15 protein-coding genes are annotated in these 15,133 nt (G+C 67.4%); 6 read left to right on the forward strand and 9 right to left on the reverse strand.

Annotated features, from left to right (window positions below; all coding sequences use genetic code 11):
• The first annotated feature begins 64 nt into the window (after nt 1-64).
• Nucleotides 65-472: a Rid family hydrolase gene (locus FE263_RS15595; protein WP_138326945.1), complete on the forward strand. Its 408-nt coding sequence runs from the start codon at nt 65-67 to the stop codon at nt 470-472.
• A gap of 23 nt (nt 473-495) precedes the next feature.
• On the opposite strand, the gene FE263_RS15600 is transcribed toward FE263_RS15595, so the two are convergent.
• From FE263_RS15600 to FE263_RS15610, 3 genes are read right to left on the reverse strand one after another with little or no spacing between them, the layout of a single operon-like run.
• A complete protein-coding gene (locus FE263_RS15600) occupies nt 496-1,284 on the reverse strand; it encodes a metal ABC transporter permease (RefSeq protein ID WP_138326946.1) in 789 nt (262 codons plus the stop codon).
• Complete coding sequence (locus FE263_RS15605; RefSeq protein ID WP_240759717.1) at nt 1,284-2,120, reverse strand: metal ABC transporter ATP-binding protein; 837 nt, start codon at nt 2,118-2,120, stop codon at nt 1,284-1,286. The genes FE263_RS15600 and FE263_RS15605 overlap by 1 nt, the downstream gene beginning before the upstream one ends.
• Nucleotides 2,117-3,034 carry a metal ABC transporter solute-binding protein, Zn/Mn family gene (locus FE263_RS15610; RefSeq protein ID WP_138326947.1) on the reverse strand — a complete coding sequence of 306 codons (918 nt, stop codon included), beginning with the start codon at nt 3,032-3,034 and terminating at the stop codon, nt 2,117-2,119. The genes FE263_RS15605 and FE263_RS15610 overlap by 4 nt, the downstream gene beginning before the upstream one ends.
• Before the next feature lie 60 nt (nt 3,035-3,094).
• On the opposite strand from FE263_RS15610, the gene FE263_RS15615 reads away from it, so the two are divergent.
• Nucleotides 3,095-3,595 carry a Fur family transcriptional regulator gene (locus FE263_RS15615; RefSeq protein WP_171034131.1) on the forward strand — a complete coding sequence of 167 codons (501 nt, stop codon included), beginning with the start codon at nt 3,095-3,097 and terminating at the stop codon, nt 3,593-3,595.
• A gap of 79 nt (nt 3,596-3,674) precedes the next feature.
• Nucleotides 3,675-4,421, forward strand: coding sequence for a hypothetical protein (locus FE263_RS22155; protein WP_171034132.1), 747 nt, complete (start codon nt 3,675-3,677; stop codon nt 4,419-4,421).
• A 4-nt stretch (nt 4,422-4,425) separates the two neighbouring features.
• Here the strand turns inward: FE263_RS22155 and FE263_RS15625 are convergent, their stop codons facing one another.
• The 6 genes from FE263_RS15625 to trpB form a co-directional block, all read right to left on the reverse strand.
• Nucleotides 4,426-5,379 (reverse strand): nucleoside hydrolase, encoded by a 954-nt coding sequence (locus tag FE263_RS15625; RefSeq protein ID WP_138326949.1) that lies wholly within the window; start codon nt 5,377-5,379, stop codon nt 4,426-4,428.
• Nucleotides 5,380-5,495: 116 nt separating this feature from the next.
• The gene (locus FE263_RS15630; RefSeq protein ID WP_138326950.1) at nt 5,496-6,650 is read right to left on the reverse strand and encodes a Gfo/Idh/MocA family protein; all 1,155 of its coding nucleotides are present in this window, start codon (nt 6,648-6,650) and stop codon (nt 5,496-5,498) included.
• Between the two features lie 83 nt (nt 6,651-6,733).
• Nucleotides 6,734-8,059, reverse strand: coding sequence for a bifunctional folylpolyglutamate synthase/dihydrofolate synthase (locus FE263_RS15635; RefSeq protein ID WP_138326951.1), 1,326 nt, complete (start codon nt 8,057-8,059; stop codon nt 6,734-6,736).
• A 1-nt stretch (nt 8,060) separates the two neighbouring features.
• Complete coding sequence (gene accD, locus FE263_RS15640; RefSeq protein WP_138326952.1) at nt 8,061-8,960, reverse strand: acetyl-CoA carboxylase, carboxyltransferase subunit beta; 900 nt, start codon at nt 8,958-8,960, stop codon at nt 8,061-8,063.
• Nucleotides 8,961-8,965: 5 nt separating this feature from the next.
• Nucleotides 8,966-9,850: a tryptophan synthase subunit alpha gene (trpA, locus tag FE263_RS15645; protein ID WP_408886199.1), complete on the reverse strand. Its 885-nt coding sequence runs from the start codon at nt 9,848-9,850 to the stop codon at nt 8,966-8,968.
• Nucleotides 9,847-11,085, reverse strand: a complete 1,239-nt coding sequence (gene trpB / locus FE263_RS15650) for a tryptophan synthase subunit beta (protein WP_138327012.1) — start codon at nt 11,083-11,085, stop codon at nt 9,847-9,849. The genes trpA and trpB overlap by 4 nt, the downstream gene beginning before the upstream one ends.
• 225 nt (nt 11,086-11,310) lie before the next feature.
• Here trpB and FE263_RS15655 point away from each other — a divergent pair, with 225 nt between their 5' ends.
• From FE263_RS15655 to rho, 3 genes are all read left to right on the forward strand, one after another.
• On the forward strand, nt 11,311-12,276 hold the full coding sequence (locus tag FE263_RS15655; RefSeq protein ID WP_138326953.1) for a magnesium transporter CorA family protein: 966 nt from the start codon (nt 11,311-11,313) through the stop codon (nt 12,274-12,276).
• 14 nt (nt 12,277-12,290) lie between these two features.
• Nucleotides 12,291-12,833, forward strand: coding sequence for a hypothetical protein (locus tag FE263_RS15660; protein WP_138326954.1), 543 nt, complete (start codon nt 12,291-12,293; stop codon nt 12,831-12,833).
• Nucleotides 12,834-13,097: 264 nt separating this feature from the next.
• On the forward strand, nt 13,098-14,372 hold the full coding sequence (rho, locus tag FE263_RS15665) for a transcription termination factor Rho (RefSeq protein ID WP_138327013.1): 1,275 nt from the start codon (nt 13,098-13,100) through the stop codon (nt 14,370-14,372).
• Nucleotides 14,373-15,133: the final 761 nt, after the last annotated feature.

Raw genomic sequence — 15,133 nt, forward strand, 5'->3', positions numbered from 1 at the left:
AATACGTTCATCGAGCCGAGGGTTGGATGATGCGGGTTACAGCGGCGGAAGGGGCGACGACGTCATGATCTCCGGCACTTTCGCCCCGGCCGCCATCGAGCATCGCGCCCCACTCAATCGTCCGCGCGAGGTCCGGGTCCGCCGGGTGACCGGCTTCGATCGCAGCCGCAACGGCTTCTCCCGGCGGCTGTCGGATCAGTGCCGCCAGGCGCTTCGCAACGGTGCCGACTCACTCGCCACCGCCGGGCTCTCGATGCAGGACGTGGTCCGGGTGGTCTATCTGGTGCGGGACGCCGATGCCTTCCCGGCCTGCTTTCCCTTCCTCCGCGACGCCTTCGGCGAGGCAAGGCCGGCCGCAACGCTGCGCTTCGTCGACGGCTTCGACGTGGACGGCATGCAGATCGAACTCGAGTTGTTCGCCCGCGCCGGCGTGTCCGAGCCCGATCGCGGCACCCGCCTGCGGGACGACTGATATCCTCGCTTGACCGGAGCGGCCTAGCGCCGCCTGCCGATACCGGCGCAAGCCAGGTAGACGGTCATGCTGAGGGCGCTGATCAGGAAGCTGACCGGCCAATCGGTATACCAGGCGACCGCGATCCCGGCCCAGGCTTCGAACAGCGCCAGCAGTGCCGACAGCAGCAGCCCGTAACCAAGCCGGACGGTGAGGTGCTGCGCCGAGGCGGCCGGCCCGACCATCAGCGCAAAAACAAGCAGCACGCCGACGATCTGCGCGCACTCCGCCGTCGCAAGCGCGACGATGGCCAGAAACGCAACCGACACCAGCCGCAGGCTGACGCCGCGCGCTTCGGCCAGATCCGGCTGCAGGCTGGCGAACAGCAGAGGCCGGGCGATGATCGCAAGGCCTGCGAGACTGACCGCTGCCAACCCGGCCAGGCTCCATAGCGTCGGCTCGTCGACCGCCAGCACGTTGCCGAACAGCAGCGCCGTCGCCTGGGTGGCGAACGCGGTGAAGTAGTGCAGGAACAGCAGCCCGAGGCCGAGCGCCAACGACAGCACCAGGCCGATGGCGACGTCACGGTTGGTCACCCGCTCGCCTAGCAGGCCGATGCCGACGCCGGCAGCGACCGTCATGGTGACCAGGCCCCAGAGCGGCGGCAGGCCCAGCAGCACGGCGCCGGTCGCACCCGTGAAACCGACATGCGACAGCGCGTGGCCGGCAAAGGCCTGTCCGCGCATCACCAGGAAATAGCCGACCAGGCCGGATACCAGCGCCACGATGGTGGCGGCGATGAAGGCGTTGTCCATGAACTGGTAGGCGAACATCAGGCGGAGGCCACTGCCGGGCTGTGGTCGCAGACATGGCCGGGTCCGCAGTGCATGCCGCGTTCGACATCGTGCGCCGCCGACATCACGAAGATGCGGCCACGCACGTGCAGCACCTCGATCGGAGCGCCATAGAGGGCCGACAGCACCGGGCCGGTGATCACCTCGTCGACGGGACCGAGCCGCGCGCCGCCGCCGCCGAGGTAGAGCACCCGGTCGAGCGCCGGCAGCAGCGGATTGAGCTCGTGCGCGCTGAACAACACCGTGATGCCGAGCGCCTGCTGCACACGCCGCACCAGCGCCACCACCGCATCGGCACGCGGCGGATCCAGGCTGATCAGCGGCTCGTCGAGCAGCAGCAGGCGCGGACGTCCCAGCAGGGCCTGAGCCAGCAGCAGGCGCTGACGTTCACCTCCGGAAAGGCGGTCGAGCGGGCGGTCGGCCAGGGTCTTCGCATCCACCAGCTCCAGGACACGCTCGACCTCCTGCCGATCGGTGGCGGTCGTCCAGGGCAATCCCCAGCGCTGGCCGCCTAGGGCGGCGGCCACGAAGCTGCGGCCGGACAGCGGGAAGGGCGCCTGGCTGCGCGTCTGCGGCATGTAGCCGACAGCCGGATTGCCGCGATGCACCGCCGCGCCGAGCACCTCGATGCGGCCCGCCTGCGGCGCCAGCAGGCCGAGCACCGCGCGCATCAGCGTGGTCTTGCCGGCTCCGTTCGGTCCCAGCACGCCGACGAACTCGCCCGCCTGGATATCGAGGTCGATGCGGTCCAGCACGGTGCGGCCTCCCACCACCATGGAGGCCTGCCGCATCCGGATGACGGGTGGCTCGCTCACGGCCGGGCGGGGCGGGATTGCGCCTGCGCGAGCGCCCGCCCGGTGAGGTCGAGCTCGCTCAGCATCCAGTGCTGGTAGTCCATCCCGGCAGGCTCGGTCTCGGTGACGCCGACCACCGGAATGCCGGCCTGCCGGGCAAGGCCGAGCAGGCGCCTGGCCGCGGTGTCACTGGCCTGGCTGTTGTAGAACAGCACCGCGACCTTGTGGCCGCGCAGGTCGTCCTCGAAGGCGACGACGTCGGAGGGGCGTGGCTCTGCATCGTTCATCACCGCGACCTGGAAGCGCTCGTTGCGCATGACCAGCCCAAGCGCGTTCGACATCAGTCCGAATACCGGCTCGGTCGCGGTGACACTGGTGCCGCCGAAGCGGGCGCGGATGGCGTCGATACGCGCCTGCACCGGGGCCAGCGAGCCCAGGAAGCGGTCTCGCGCCGCCGCATGGGCCGCCGCCTGCGGGGCATCGGTGGCATCCATTACCCTGGTGAAGCCGTTCGCGAAGGTGCGCATGGTCTGCGGGTCGTACCAGAGATGCGGGTTGCTGCCGGCGCGGGCGCCGAGCAGGTCGGCAACGACGATATCGTGCCGGTCCGGCGCTGGCGAGGCGGCCAGCAGGCCGGCCATCCAGCCGTCATAGCCGTTGCCGTTGGAGATCGTGATGGTGGCGTGCGACAGGGCGCGTGCAACCGAGGGGCTCGCCTCGAACAGATGCGGGTCCTGGTTCGGGTTGGACAGCACGCTGGTCACCTGCGCCGTGTGTCCGGCGAGCTGGGCGGCCACGTCGCCATAGACATTCTCCGCGGCGACGATACGCAGCCTTTGCCCCGGCGGCACTGCGGCGTCGGCGGGACCGGGCGGGAGCGTCATCGGCAAGCCGGCCGACATCAGGAAGGTGACGAAAGCAGCGAGACGACGCATCTTGTTCTCCGGCCTGGTTTGTCCAGGTTATAATATAACGTTTCCCGCGGGAAGATGTGGATGGACGCTACCGGCTATTCCCCGGCTGTCGAGCAGCAGCTCGCGATGGCGGAGCGCATCTGCGGCCGCCGCGACATCAGGCTCACCAGCCTGCGCCGGACGGTGCTTGGCCTGGTACTGGATACCGACCGGCCGGCGACCGCCTATGACCTGCTCGACCGGTTGCGCGAGCAACACAAGGGCGCCGCCCCGCCCACCATCTATCGCGCGCTGGATTTCCTGCTCGCGCAGGGCCTGATCCACAAGGTCGAGCGCCTGTCGGCCTATGTCGGCTGCATCCAGCACGGGCACGCCCATGGTCCCCACGACGGGCCGGAGGCGGTCCACCATGCAGCGCAGTTCCTGATCTGCCGGCAATGTGGCGCGGTGCTGGAACTCGAGGACCCCGCGATCGGGGCGGCGATCGGCGAGGCAGCCGGGCAGGTTGGCTTCCGGCCACTGGCGAGCACAATCGAGATCGAGGGACTCTGCTCGGCCTGCACCACCCAGGCGACGGATTGACCCGCTGGAGCAGCCGGCGATAGACGCGGGGCCGGTGGCGACGGAGACGGCTCTGGAGATCCCAAAGGGTGGCGCACGCTTGCGTGCCAGGCCCTCCTTCTATGTCGATCCCCTGACCGGCTGCATGGTCTACCGTATCGAGGATGACCGCGGCCGGATCCTGCGCCGGGTCAACAATGCGCGTAGTGGGCAGGACGCCCTGCTGCGTTACTGGCGGAACCTTGGCCTGCAGGCGGCACGTGCCGTCCTCGCCGAAACGGGCCAGCACATGGGAGCCGCGATGGCAGCACGCCGCAGCACGCCGAACGGCCGGACGCTCGAGCTGCCGTTCGAGGCTCCTGGCCCGGCGCCGGGGGCGAAGCGCGCGGCGCGTGCATCGAAGCGTCAACCGGTCCAGCCGGGTCCGCTCCAGCAGGATCTTTTCACAGTGACCGAGGCAGCTTCACCGATCGCACCGGAGCCGGTGGAGGTGGTTCCGGAGCGACCGCACCGGCTGGATCCCGCCACGCTGCAGCGGGTGGACTACCGGACCGTAGGGCCGGCGGATCGCCCGGACGCGTACCTCTATCACGTCGCTGCAGGAACGGACGCTCAGGCGGCACTCCACGAGGGGCTCGCGGTCAATCCGGCGGATCCGCTTATCCTGACCGAGCGACCCGGCGTGCCATACTGGTTATCGGTGATGGCCGAGGACGACGAGAGCGGTGCCGATATCGCCGTGTTGCGGATGCGACGGATCGCGGTGGACGGCATGCTGGAAGCCGATCCGGATGCGACCAGCAGCGCCGGTTGCGCGTGCTGGCTGCTGACCGGCGGCGAGACGTAGCAGCCTATTGCAGAAAACTGCCGGTGAAGAGTTCGAGCACGCGCGGTACATCCACCCTGATACAGACTGACTGTGCCGGATGCGGATCCCAGGCGGTCGAGGGGTATGGCGCGCGCTCCATCTTCTGGATGGTCTGCCCGGAAGCGAGGCCGCCGCAGATCACCCGCACCGGGCCCTGGCGCGTGGTGAACAGCGAGGGATCGACCGCATAGGCCACTGCCAGGCTGTCGTGCGCGAACACGCCATCCAGCTTGCGGGTCTTCTGGTGGAAGCCGAGGTAGCTGCGCGAGACTTCGTAGAGGAAACGACCCTGCTCGCCGCCATGGTCGCGCAGCCGTTCCAGCAGCGCCACGTCCAGCACCACTTCCTGCGTCACGTCGAGACCCACGATGGTCACCGGCCAGTGCGCCGTGAACACCGCGTCCGCCGCCTCCGGATCGCCGGCGATGTTGGCTTCGGCGACCGGCGAGACGTTGCCGGTATGGCCGCTGGTGCCGAACGCGCCACCCATCACCACCACGCCCTGCACCAGCCGGGCGATCTCCGCGTCCTTGTCGAGCGCCCGGGCGAGGTTGGTCATGCGCCCGACGGCAATGATGGTTACCTCGCCGGGATTGGCCCGGATCAGGTCGATCATCATGCGATGGCCACGCCGCCCGTCCGGCCGGCTGTGGATCAGGTCGGGAATGGGCACGTCCCCGAGCGCATTCTGGCCGTGCACGTGCTTGGCGTGGCTGCCGTGCTTGCCGAGCAGCGTCACCCCCGATCCCTGCGCCACCGGAGCCTCGAAACCGAGGCGGTCCTTCAGGAAAAGCGCATTGCGCGTCACCGTCTCGATGTCGGCATTGCCGAGCACGGTGGTGACGCCGATCAGCTCCAGCTCCGGCCGCCGGGTGAGGAACGCCAGGGCCATGGCGTCGTCCACGCCGGGATCGGTGTCGAAAATGACCTTGCGCATGAGCGCTCCTCGCATGGACCGGACCGACGCATGTCCGCCTGTTCAGCCGGAGCAAACCGTGATGCGGCTGCAAAGGCAACAACCGCCTGGGCTCATGCCGCAGGCGGCTGCATTCGTCAGTTCTTTGGAGCTTTCTCCATGTCCCTCGACGGATTGCTGGCATTCACCAGCTCGGGCGGCTTCCTGGCAGACAGCGTCTGCACCTGTGCGGTGTCGATCCGTCGCGTACGGGTGAACGGCTCCAGCTTTTGCGGTGCGCCGGTCTCCAGGGCACGCAGGATCGCTTCCAGCACCCGCACGTCGGCGTAGCCTTCCTCAGCATCCGGCTCCGGTGAACGGTCCTCGAGGATGCAGTCGGAAAAGTATTTCAGCTCGCCGCCAAAATGGTCGGTGTTCTTGAAGCTGTGATGCTTCTGGCTTTGCCCTACGGTGACGATCTGCTCGAGCGGCTTGCCGAACATGTAGGCCGGATTGACGTGCACGCTGCCCTTGGTGCCGAGGGCGAAGAAGCTGTCGATGGTGTTGGCGAAGTACGACACCACGAACTGCGCCAGCCTGTTGCCGGGGAACCGCAGGGTCACCGCGACGGTGTCGTCGAAATCGCCGAAGCCTGCCTCAGGATGACGGCTGCCAACCGCGCTCACCACTTCCTCGGGCTCGTCGCCGAACACGTAGCGTGCTGCATTCACCGGATAGGGACCCATGTCCATCACCGGCCCGGCCAGGTTGCCGTTACGGGCGCGGTGGTTCTCGGCGGAAACCATCTGCGCGAAGCTGGAGGTGAACAGGGTGACGTCGCCGAGGTCGCCAGAGCGGATCAGGTCGATGGTGGCAAGCGTGGCCGGCTCGAAATGCAGCCGGTAGGCCACCATCAGCTTCGCCTTCGAGGCAGCCTGCACGTCCATGATCTCGCGGCAGAGCGCGGTGGTGACCTCGAGCGGCTTCTCGGCGAGGACATGGATGCCGGCCTTCAGCGCCGGGATGATGAACTCGGCATGGCGCCAGTTCGGGGTGGCCAGGTAGATCGCATCGACCAGGCCGGAATGCAGCAGCTGGTCGAACTCGTCGTAGCGATAGGTCTCGGTAACGCCATACATCTCGCCGAGCTTGCGCGCCTTCTCGGCATCCCCGGTGACGAAGGCGGTCACTTCCGAATTGCCGGTGTGGCTGACGCCGGGGAGCAACGCCTCCTGCGAGATATCGCCGAGCCCGACGATGGCGTAGCGGACCTTGCGCTCGCTCTCGAGGCCCAGAGCCGATTTGATGCTCATGATGATGCCGTCCCTGTGAAGATGCCGGTTCAGCACCGGGCAGCGTCAAAGGTTCGGCGGCAACATGGTTTTGATGGTTGGAGCTACTCCGGCCTCCATCCATCCGCCTTCAGGACCTCACCGGCGAGGTAGAGGCTGCCGCAGATCAGGATGCGGCCTGGCTCGGGCGCGGCCGAGGCGATCGCTTCGAGGGCAGCGGCCACCGTCGGACCCGGCACCGCACGACCGCCGCTGGCCTCGATGATCGCATCCACCGGAAGCGCCAGGTGCTGGTGCGGCTCCGCCACCGCATGGATCGTGTGGCCGAGGCCAAGCAGCGGGCGCAGGAAGCCGGCGACGTCCTTGCTCTGCTTCATGCCGACCACCAGATGCAGCGGCCGATCGCGCCAGGCCTCGAGCGCCAGCGCAAGGGCGTGTCCGGCGCCGGGATTATGGCCGCCATCCAGCCACAGCTCCCAGCCGGCAGGCAGGCTCGACGCGAGCCTCCCGTTCAGGCGTTGCAGCCGGGCCGGCCAGCTTGTCGCCGCGATGCCGCCCCAAGCGTGCGATGGTACCTCGAGCCCGCTGGCGCGCAGGGCTGCGACCGCGAGGCCGGCATTCTCGACCTGGTGCGGCCCCGGCAGCGCGCTCGGCGGCAGCGCCAATGCCCCGTGCGCGTCCTCGTAGCGCAGGCCTCCCGGCACCGCCGCCACGCTCCAGTCGCGGTCACGCCGCAGCAGCCGCGTCCCCTGGTGGGCTGCTTCTTGTTCAAGCACGGCAAGCACGGCGTCCGGTTGCCGCCCGGTCACCACCGGCACTCCCGGCCTGATGATGCCCGCCTTCTCGGCCGCGATCGCCTCGATGGTGTCGCCGAGGAAGGCCTCGTGATCCATCGAGATCGCGGTGATGACGGAGGCCGCCGCTGTCGGCAGCACGTTAGTGGCGTCATAGCGCCCGCCCAGCCCGACCTCGACGATGGCAAGATCGGCGGGATGTCGCGAGAACAGCAGGAAGCCGGCGGCGGTCAGCACCTCGAACACGGTGATGGCGCCACCATCGTTGACCCGCTCGATCTCCTCCAGCACCGCGGTGAGCCCGGTGTCGGACACCAGAGAGCCAGCGATCCGGTAGCGCTCGGTAATGTCGACCAGATGCGGCGAGATGGTGACGTGGGTTCGCCAGCCTGCGGCTTCCGCGATCGCCCGCAGCGTCGCGCAGGTACTGCCCTTGCCGTTGGTGCCGGCGACGTGGATGACCGGTGGCAACCGGCGCTCTGGATGACCGAGCCGCTCCAGCAGCGCCTGCAGCCGACCAAGCGACAGGTCGATCAGTGCCGGGTAGAGAAGGTGCAGTCGCTCCAGCACTACGCCGGAGCGGCCGACGAATTCCGGGCTCGCCCCCATTGCTGCAGCAAGACCGGGGGCCGGCATGTCAGGCGGCCTGGATCAGCGGCACCGGGTCTGGCGTCTCCTGCGCCGGGTGGTCGAGGTGGCAGAGCAGAGCGATCAGTCGGCCAAGCGTCTCGCGCATCTCGGGGCGCGGCACCACCATGTCGAGCATCCCATGCTGCAGCAGGTATTCCGCGCGCTGGAAGCCTTCGGGCAGCGTCTCGCGCACGGTCTGCTCGATCACCCGCTGGCCGGCAAAGCCGATCAGGGCGTTCGGCTCGGCGATCTGGATGTCGCCCAGCATGGCGAAGCTGGCGGTGACGCCCCCGGTGGTGGGATCCGTCATCACCACGATGTACGGCAGTCCCGCCTCACGCACCATCTGCACGGCAATCGTGGTGCGCGGCATCTGCATCAGCGAGATCATGCCTTCCTGCATGCGCGCGCCACCGGAGGCGGTGAACAGGATCAGCGGGGCCTGCTGCAGGACTGCGAGCTTTGCCGCCGCGACCACGCCCTCGCCGAGGGCGGCACCCATGGTGCCGGCCAGGAACTCGAACGCCATCACGCCCACCACCGCGCGGTGGCCGGTGATGGTGCCGTGCGCCACCACCAGCGCCTCGTCCAGGTGCGTCTTGCTGCGATTTTCCTTGAGGCGGTCGGTGTAGCGCTTCTGGTCGCGGAAGCCGAGCGGATCGACCGGCGCCTTCGGCAGATCGATGCGGGTATAGCTGCCCTCGTCGAAGGTCCAGTTCAGCCGCTCGTTCACCAGCGCCCGCATGTGGTGGCCGCAGTACGGGCACACCTTGAGGGTCCGCTCGAGCTCCTTGACGAAGATCATCTGGTTGCAGGCGCTGCACTGCGTCCAGAGATTGTCCGGCACCTCGCGCTTGCCGAGCAGGTTGCGGATCTTCGGGCGGACATACTCGGTCAGCCAGCTCATCGGGTTCAGATCTCCGTGGAAATAAGCGCGCGACGGGCGGAGCGGACGCCGTCGGCCAGGGCCGCGACCTGATCCAGCACCAGCCGCACGGTATCCGGACCGGCACGGCCGTCGGCATCCAGCGAGGATGCCAGGGTCTCGATCAGGACGGAGGCCACCACGGCGGCGTCGGCAACGCGCACCGCGCCCGCCGCCTGCGCCGGCGTGCGGATGCCGAAGCCGATGGCGACCGGCATGTCGGTGGCGGCGCGGACCTTCGGCAGCGCCGCCGCCAGGTCGGCCTCGCTGGCGGAGCGTGTGCCGGTGATGCCTGCGATGCTGACGTAGTAGACGAAGCCGGATGCGCCCCGTAGCACCAGCCCGAGCCGTTCTGCCGTGGTGGTCGGCGCCACCAGCCGGATGATGTCCAGCCCCGCCGCCTCGGCCGGCGCCTCGAGCAGGTCAGCCTCCTCGGAGGGCAGGTCGACCACGATCAACCCATCCACGCCGGCGGCTCCGGCATCGGTGCAGAAGCGCTCGGCACCGTAGCTCTCGATCGGGTTCAGGTAGCCCATCAGGACGACCGGCGTGGTGCTATCGCCCTCGCGGAAGCGGCGCACCATCTCCAGCACACGGCTCAGGGTGGAGCCCGCGCGCAGGCCGCGCTTTGCAGCGGCCTGGATGGTCGGGCCGTCGGCCATCGGGTCCGTAAACGGCACGCCGATCTCGATCAGGTCGGCGCCCGCCGCCGGCATGCCGCGCAGGATGGCGAGAGAGGTCTCGTAATCGGGGTCGCAGGCTTCGAGGAACGGGATCAGCGCGCCGCGGCCGACGCCGGATCCGTCGGCCGGGTTGGCCAGCTCGGCGAACCTCGCCGCGATCCGGCGCCCGGGCTTGGCAGCTCCGCTCAAAGCGTCACGCCCAGATGCTTGGCCACCGTGAAGATGTCCTTGTCGCCGCGGCCGGACAAATTCATCAGGATGATGTCGTCCTGGCCCATCTTCGGCGCGATCTTGGCAACATGCGCAAGCGCGTGCGCACATTCCAGCGCCGGGATGATGCCCTCGGTGCGGGTGCAGAGCTGGAAGGCATCCAGCGCCTCCTGGTCGGTGATGCCGACGTACTCGGCACGACCGATCTCGTGCAGCCAGGAGTGCTCGGGACCGATGCCCGGATAGTCGAGGCCGGCGCTGATGCTGTGCGCCTCGGTGATCTGGCCCTCGTCGTCCTGCAGCAGGTAGGTGCGGTTGCCGTGCAGCACCCCAGGCCTCCCACGCGAGATGCTGGCGGCCTGTTCCCCACTGTCGAGGCCGCGGCCTGCCGCCTCGACGCCGATCAGCCGGACCGCCGGATCGTCGAGGAAGGCATGGAAGATGCCCATGGCGTTGGAGCCGCCGCCGACCGAGGCCACCACCGCATCCGGCAGCCTGCCCTCGGCCTCCTGCAGCTGCGCCCGGGATTCGTCGCCGATCACGCACTGGAAGTCGCGCACCATGGCCGGATATGGGTGCGGCCCGGCGACGGTGCCGATCAGGTAGTAGGTATCGTGCACGTTGGCGACCCAGTCGCGCAGCGCGTCGTTCATCGCATCCTTGAGGGTGCCGGCGCCGCTCTGCACGGCGTGCACCTCGGCACCCAGCAGGCGCATGCGGAACACGTTGGGCTGCTGCCGCTCGACGTCGGTGGCGCCCATGTAGATCACGCATTTCAGGCCGAACAGCGCGCAGACGGTCGCCGTCGCCACGCCGTGCTGGCCGGCGCCGGTCTCGGCGATGATGCGGGTGCGGCCCATGCGCCGGGCCAGCAGGATCTGGCCCATGACGTTGTTGAGCTTGTGCGAGCCGGTATGGTTCAGCTCCTCGCGCTTGAGATAGATGCGCGCGCCACCCAGCTCGGCGGTCAGCCGGCGGGCCAGCCAGAGCGGGCTGGGACGGCCGACATAGTCCTTGAGGTGGAAGTCGAGGTCGCGGCGGAATTCGGGATCTGCCTTTGCCGCCTCGTAGGCCGCCTCCAGCTCGAGGATCAGCGGCATCAGCGTCTCGGCGACGAACCGGCCGCCGAAGATGCCGAACCGGCCGCGTTCGTCCGGACCGTGCCTCAGGCTGTTGGCACGTTCGGCCAGCGCGGCGGTCACGTCCCGGGTCATGGTCGGCCGCTCTCCGATCTGCGTATCAGTGTTCAACTTGACCTCCGGTCTGGGCGACTACCTAGCGCAGCGCTGCAGTCAGGTCACGCCAGGACGACGCAGCGGACCGCTCCCGGGACGGCACGAACCAGCGAGCTTGCGACCTGGAGACGTTCCGGCCAGATTTCGTCCCCGACCAGGACGGCGCTCGCGGCGTTCCTGACCAGCCAGAGTCATGGAGCACCGATGTTTCTAGCCCATGCAGCCGGACGGCCGCCGCTTGCGGTCACGGACGAGCGCGAGACCGAGCTGAGCGGCTGGCTCGACCTGGTCGAGCCAACCGAGGCAGAGCTCGACCTTGCGTCCCGCCTGACTGGTCTGCGCATCCCCCGTCGTCCCGAGCTCGAGGAGATCGAGAACTCCAGCCGCATGTCGACGGAGAACGACGTCTTCTACCTGTCGATGCCGCTGGTCCGCCGGGTGGACGACAACACCTTCGTGACGCCGATCGGGCTGGTGCTCAGCCGGGACAGGCTCATCACCGTACGCTACACCGATTTCAGCGTGTTCAAGACCGTCGCCGAGCATGTCGAGCGATATGACACCGACTGCGCCGCCGACCACGTCATGGTGATGCTGTTCGAGGCGATGATCGACCGGCTTGCCGACCTGCTTGAGCGGATGGGGGCGGAGCTCGACCGGTTGTCCCGTCGCATCTTCCGCAGCGAACGCAAGAGGGGTGACGCCGACAGCAAGCTGCGCAGCCAGCTCCGGCACGTCGGCCGCGCCGAGGGTCTGGTCTCCGACATCCGGGAGAGCCTGCTCGGTCTCGGTCGGATCGCGCTCTATGTGGTCGAGCATGGTGGCGACGCCCTGCATGCGGCGATGTGTGCCCGGCTGACCAGTTGCAGGCGGGATATCGACAGTCTCAACGACTATATCGGGGACGTCAGCGGCAAGATCCATTTCCTGCTCGACGCCACACTCGGCTTCATCAACATCGAGCAGAACAACGGCATCCGGCTGCTCACCGTGGTCAGCATAGTGGGCATCCCGCCGACCTTCATCGCCAGCCTCTACGGCATGAATTTCAAGAACATGCCGGAGCTGAACTGGACCTATGGCTATTACTACGCGTTGACGCTCATGGCGATCACCGTGGTCGTGCCGATGATCTGGTTCTGGAGACGAGGATGGCTGGGAACCCAATGAGGTCCGATACGCACTTGAACCGGGTTTTCCGCCGGATGGCCGTTGCCGGGATCTGCCTGGCGATGCCCGCGGCGGCGACGTCTTGCGCAAGCGCACCTCTCGCGCAGGCGCCCGACGCATTCGCTGCTGATCAGGTCCGCGGCGAAATCCGCGAGGCGCCGTTCCGGTATGCCGGGGACCTCGAGGGGCCCACGACCGGCCATCTGGTGATCGGGCTGCAGCAGCCGGGCACAGATGGCCACCTGGAGGGAGAGGCGCTGCTTGTGAGCACGGCCGGCGCCAGGAGTGCGGGCTCCGTCCGTGGGGCATTGCGCGCAAGGTCCGGACCCGGCGGCGCACCCTGCCGGCTCCAGATCGCATTCGACGCGCCCAGTGCCGGGCCGGCGCTCGATCTGCGGGGCATCTGTTCGGGAACAACGCTGTCGGGAGCGGTTGCGACCCGGCGCCCGAAGCGCGGCTGGGTCGCAAGGCAGATCTTCTGGTGGGACGATGCCGATTCAGCCGGACGCTACTGGCTTACCCGGGCAGGATCGGTCCAGGGCCTCGGCACCCTGTAGCCAGTTGAAGCGGAAGAGAGTTGACGGCTCGCCGGGGACCACCCTAATGTCTGCGCGTTCTGGTTGCGGTCACCCGTCCCGGAACTCCCTCCCTTGGGAACGCGTCGGACATCATGAGCGCGGGAGCCTCTCCCGTTGCCGCCCGACAGTCGCTCAGTTCAGGTCAGGCACTCGGTTCAGGTCAGCTTAGTCCGGGCCCGATCCCCCTCCTTGAGCGACAATCGTTCCAGCCCTCCTCTCGACCTGCCATTCGAGGCATCACGAATGCATCTCGCCGAACTCAAGGCCAAGACACCGTCCGACCTGCTCTCGTACGCCGAGTCGCTGCAGATCGAGAACGCGTCATCCCTGCGCAAGCAGGACATGATGTTCGCCATCCTCAAGAACCTGGCCGAGAACGACCAGGCGATCCACGGCGAGGGAACCCTGGAGATCCTTTCCGACGGGTTCGGCTTCCTTCGCTCCCCGGAAGCCAACTACCTGCCTGGTCCTGACGACATCTATGTCAGCCCCAGTCAGGTCCGCCGCTTCGGACTGCGCACCGGCGACACTGTCGAGGGCCAGATCCGGGCGCCGCGCGACGGCGAGCGCTACTTCGCGCTGCTCAAGGTCAACACCATCAATTTCGAGGCGCCGGAGGCAGTCCGCCACCGTATCAACTTCGACAACCTGACGCCGCTCTACCCCGACCGTCGCCTCAAGATGGAGTTCGACAACGCGCCGATCCCGGTGAAGGGCCAGACCAAGGACTTCACCTCGCGCGTCATCGACCTCGTCTCGCCGATCGGCATGGGCCAGCGTGCGCTGATCGTGGCGCCGCCGCGCACCGGCAAGACGGTCATGCTGCAGAGCATCGCCACCGCCATCTCGCACAATCATCCGGAAGCCTTCCTGATCGTGCTGCTGATCGACGAGCGGCCCGAGGAAGTCACCGACATGGCGCGCTCGGTCAAGGGCGAGGTGGTGTCCTCGACCTTCGACGAGCCGGCGACCCGGCACGTGCAGGTCACCGAGATGGTGCTGGAAAAGGCCAAGCGGCTGGTCGAGCACAAGCGCGATGTGGTGATCCTGCTGGACTCCATCACCCGCCTGGCACGTGCCTACAACACAGTGGTGCCGTCATCCGGCAAGGTGCTGACCGGCGGCGTCGACGCCAATGCCCTGCAGCGGCCGAAGCGCTTCTTTGGCGCAGCGCGTAATATCGAGGAGGGCGGCTCGCTGACCATCATCGCCACCGCGCTGATCGATACCGGCAGCCGGATGGACGAGGTGATCTTCGAGGAATTCAAGGGCACCGGCAATTCGGAGCTCATCCTCGACCGCAAACTGTCCGACAAGCGCACCTTCCCGGCCATCGACATCACCAAGAGCGGCACCCGCAAGGAGGAGCTGCTGGTCGACAAGGCATCGTTGTCCAAGATGTGGGTGCTGCGCCGCATCCTGTCGCCGATGGGCACGATGGATGCCATGGACTTCCTGCTCGACAAGCTGAAATACAGCAAGACGAACCAGGACTTCTTCGACGCCATGAATACCTGATCGTGCGGCGGCACTTCCTTTACGGGAGTGTCACGCGACACGTAAGTCTGTCAGAACGACACATAACCTTGTCAGTCACGACGCATAAAAGCCGTCGATTTCCGCTGACAAGGCTTTGTTTTCGTGCAACTTCTTCTTGACGGCCCCAACTTCTCCAGTTCATCTCCCACTGCGAGGCATGTCGGGACAGAAAACGGATGCCCGCTCCTTCATCATCCTGGTGATGGAAAAAGAGTCCTTGAGGGATCAAGCTTGCGGAGGCGTCGGACGCACGCCTCGGCCTGGGGGTCGAAATGCTCCTTCCAGAGGTCGTTGGCGTGGGCAGCATCTGGGATTCCGCGTTTCTGAGTTCTACCGGCGGCTCCTGTCCTTGGGCTGCTGCGGTACGTAGGACCTACGTCCGCATCCATTGTGGAACACAACCGTGAAGAAGCACCCGTGACTCAGGGCGAGGAGCTCCTTCGCCTCCTTGCAGATGGTTCGGTCAGACGGGCCGTGGATCTCCGTGCCGCCGGGATACGGTCACAGGCGATCGCGAATGCTTTGGAGGGTGGGCTGATCCAACGGGCGGCGATTGGCTCGTATTTTCGCCCCGAAGCAGTAGATGACCCCGTGATGGTAGACCTCGCGGCAACTTGCCAGCGGATGCCCAGGGCTGTCGTATGCCTCATGTCCGCCGCCCACCTCTGTGGGCTGATCGAATGTGCACCGGCACGTGCTTGGCTTGCTCTACCCGTGGGCGCGCACGGCGGGAGACCGGG

The organism is Lichenicoccus roseus, assembly GCF_005844085.1.
Lineage (GTDB): Bacteria > Pseudomonadota > Alphaproteobacteria > Acetobacterales > Acetobacteraceae > Lichenicoccus > Lichenicoccus roseus.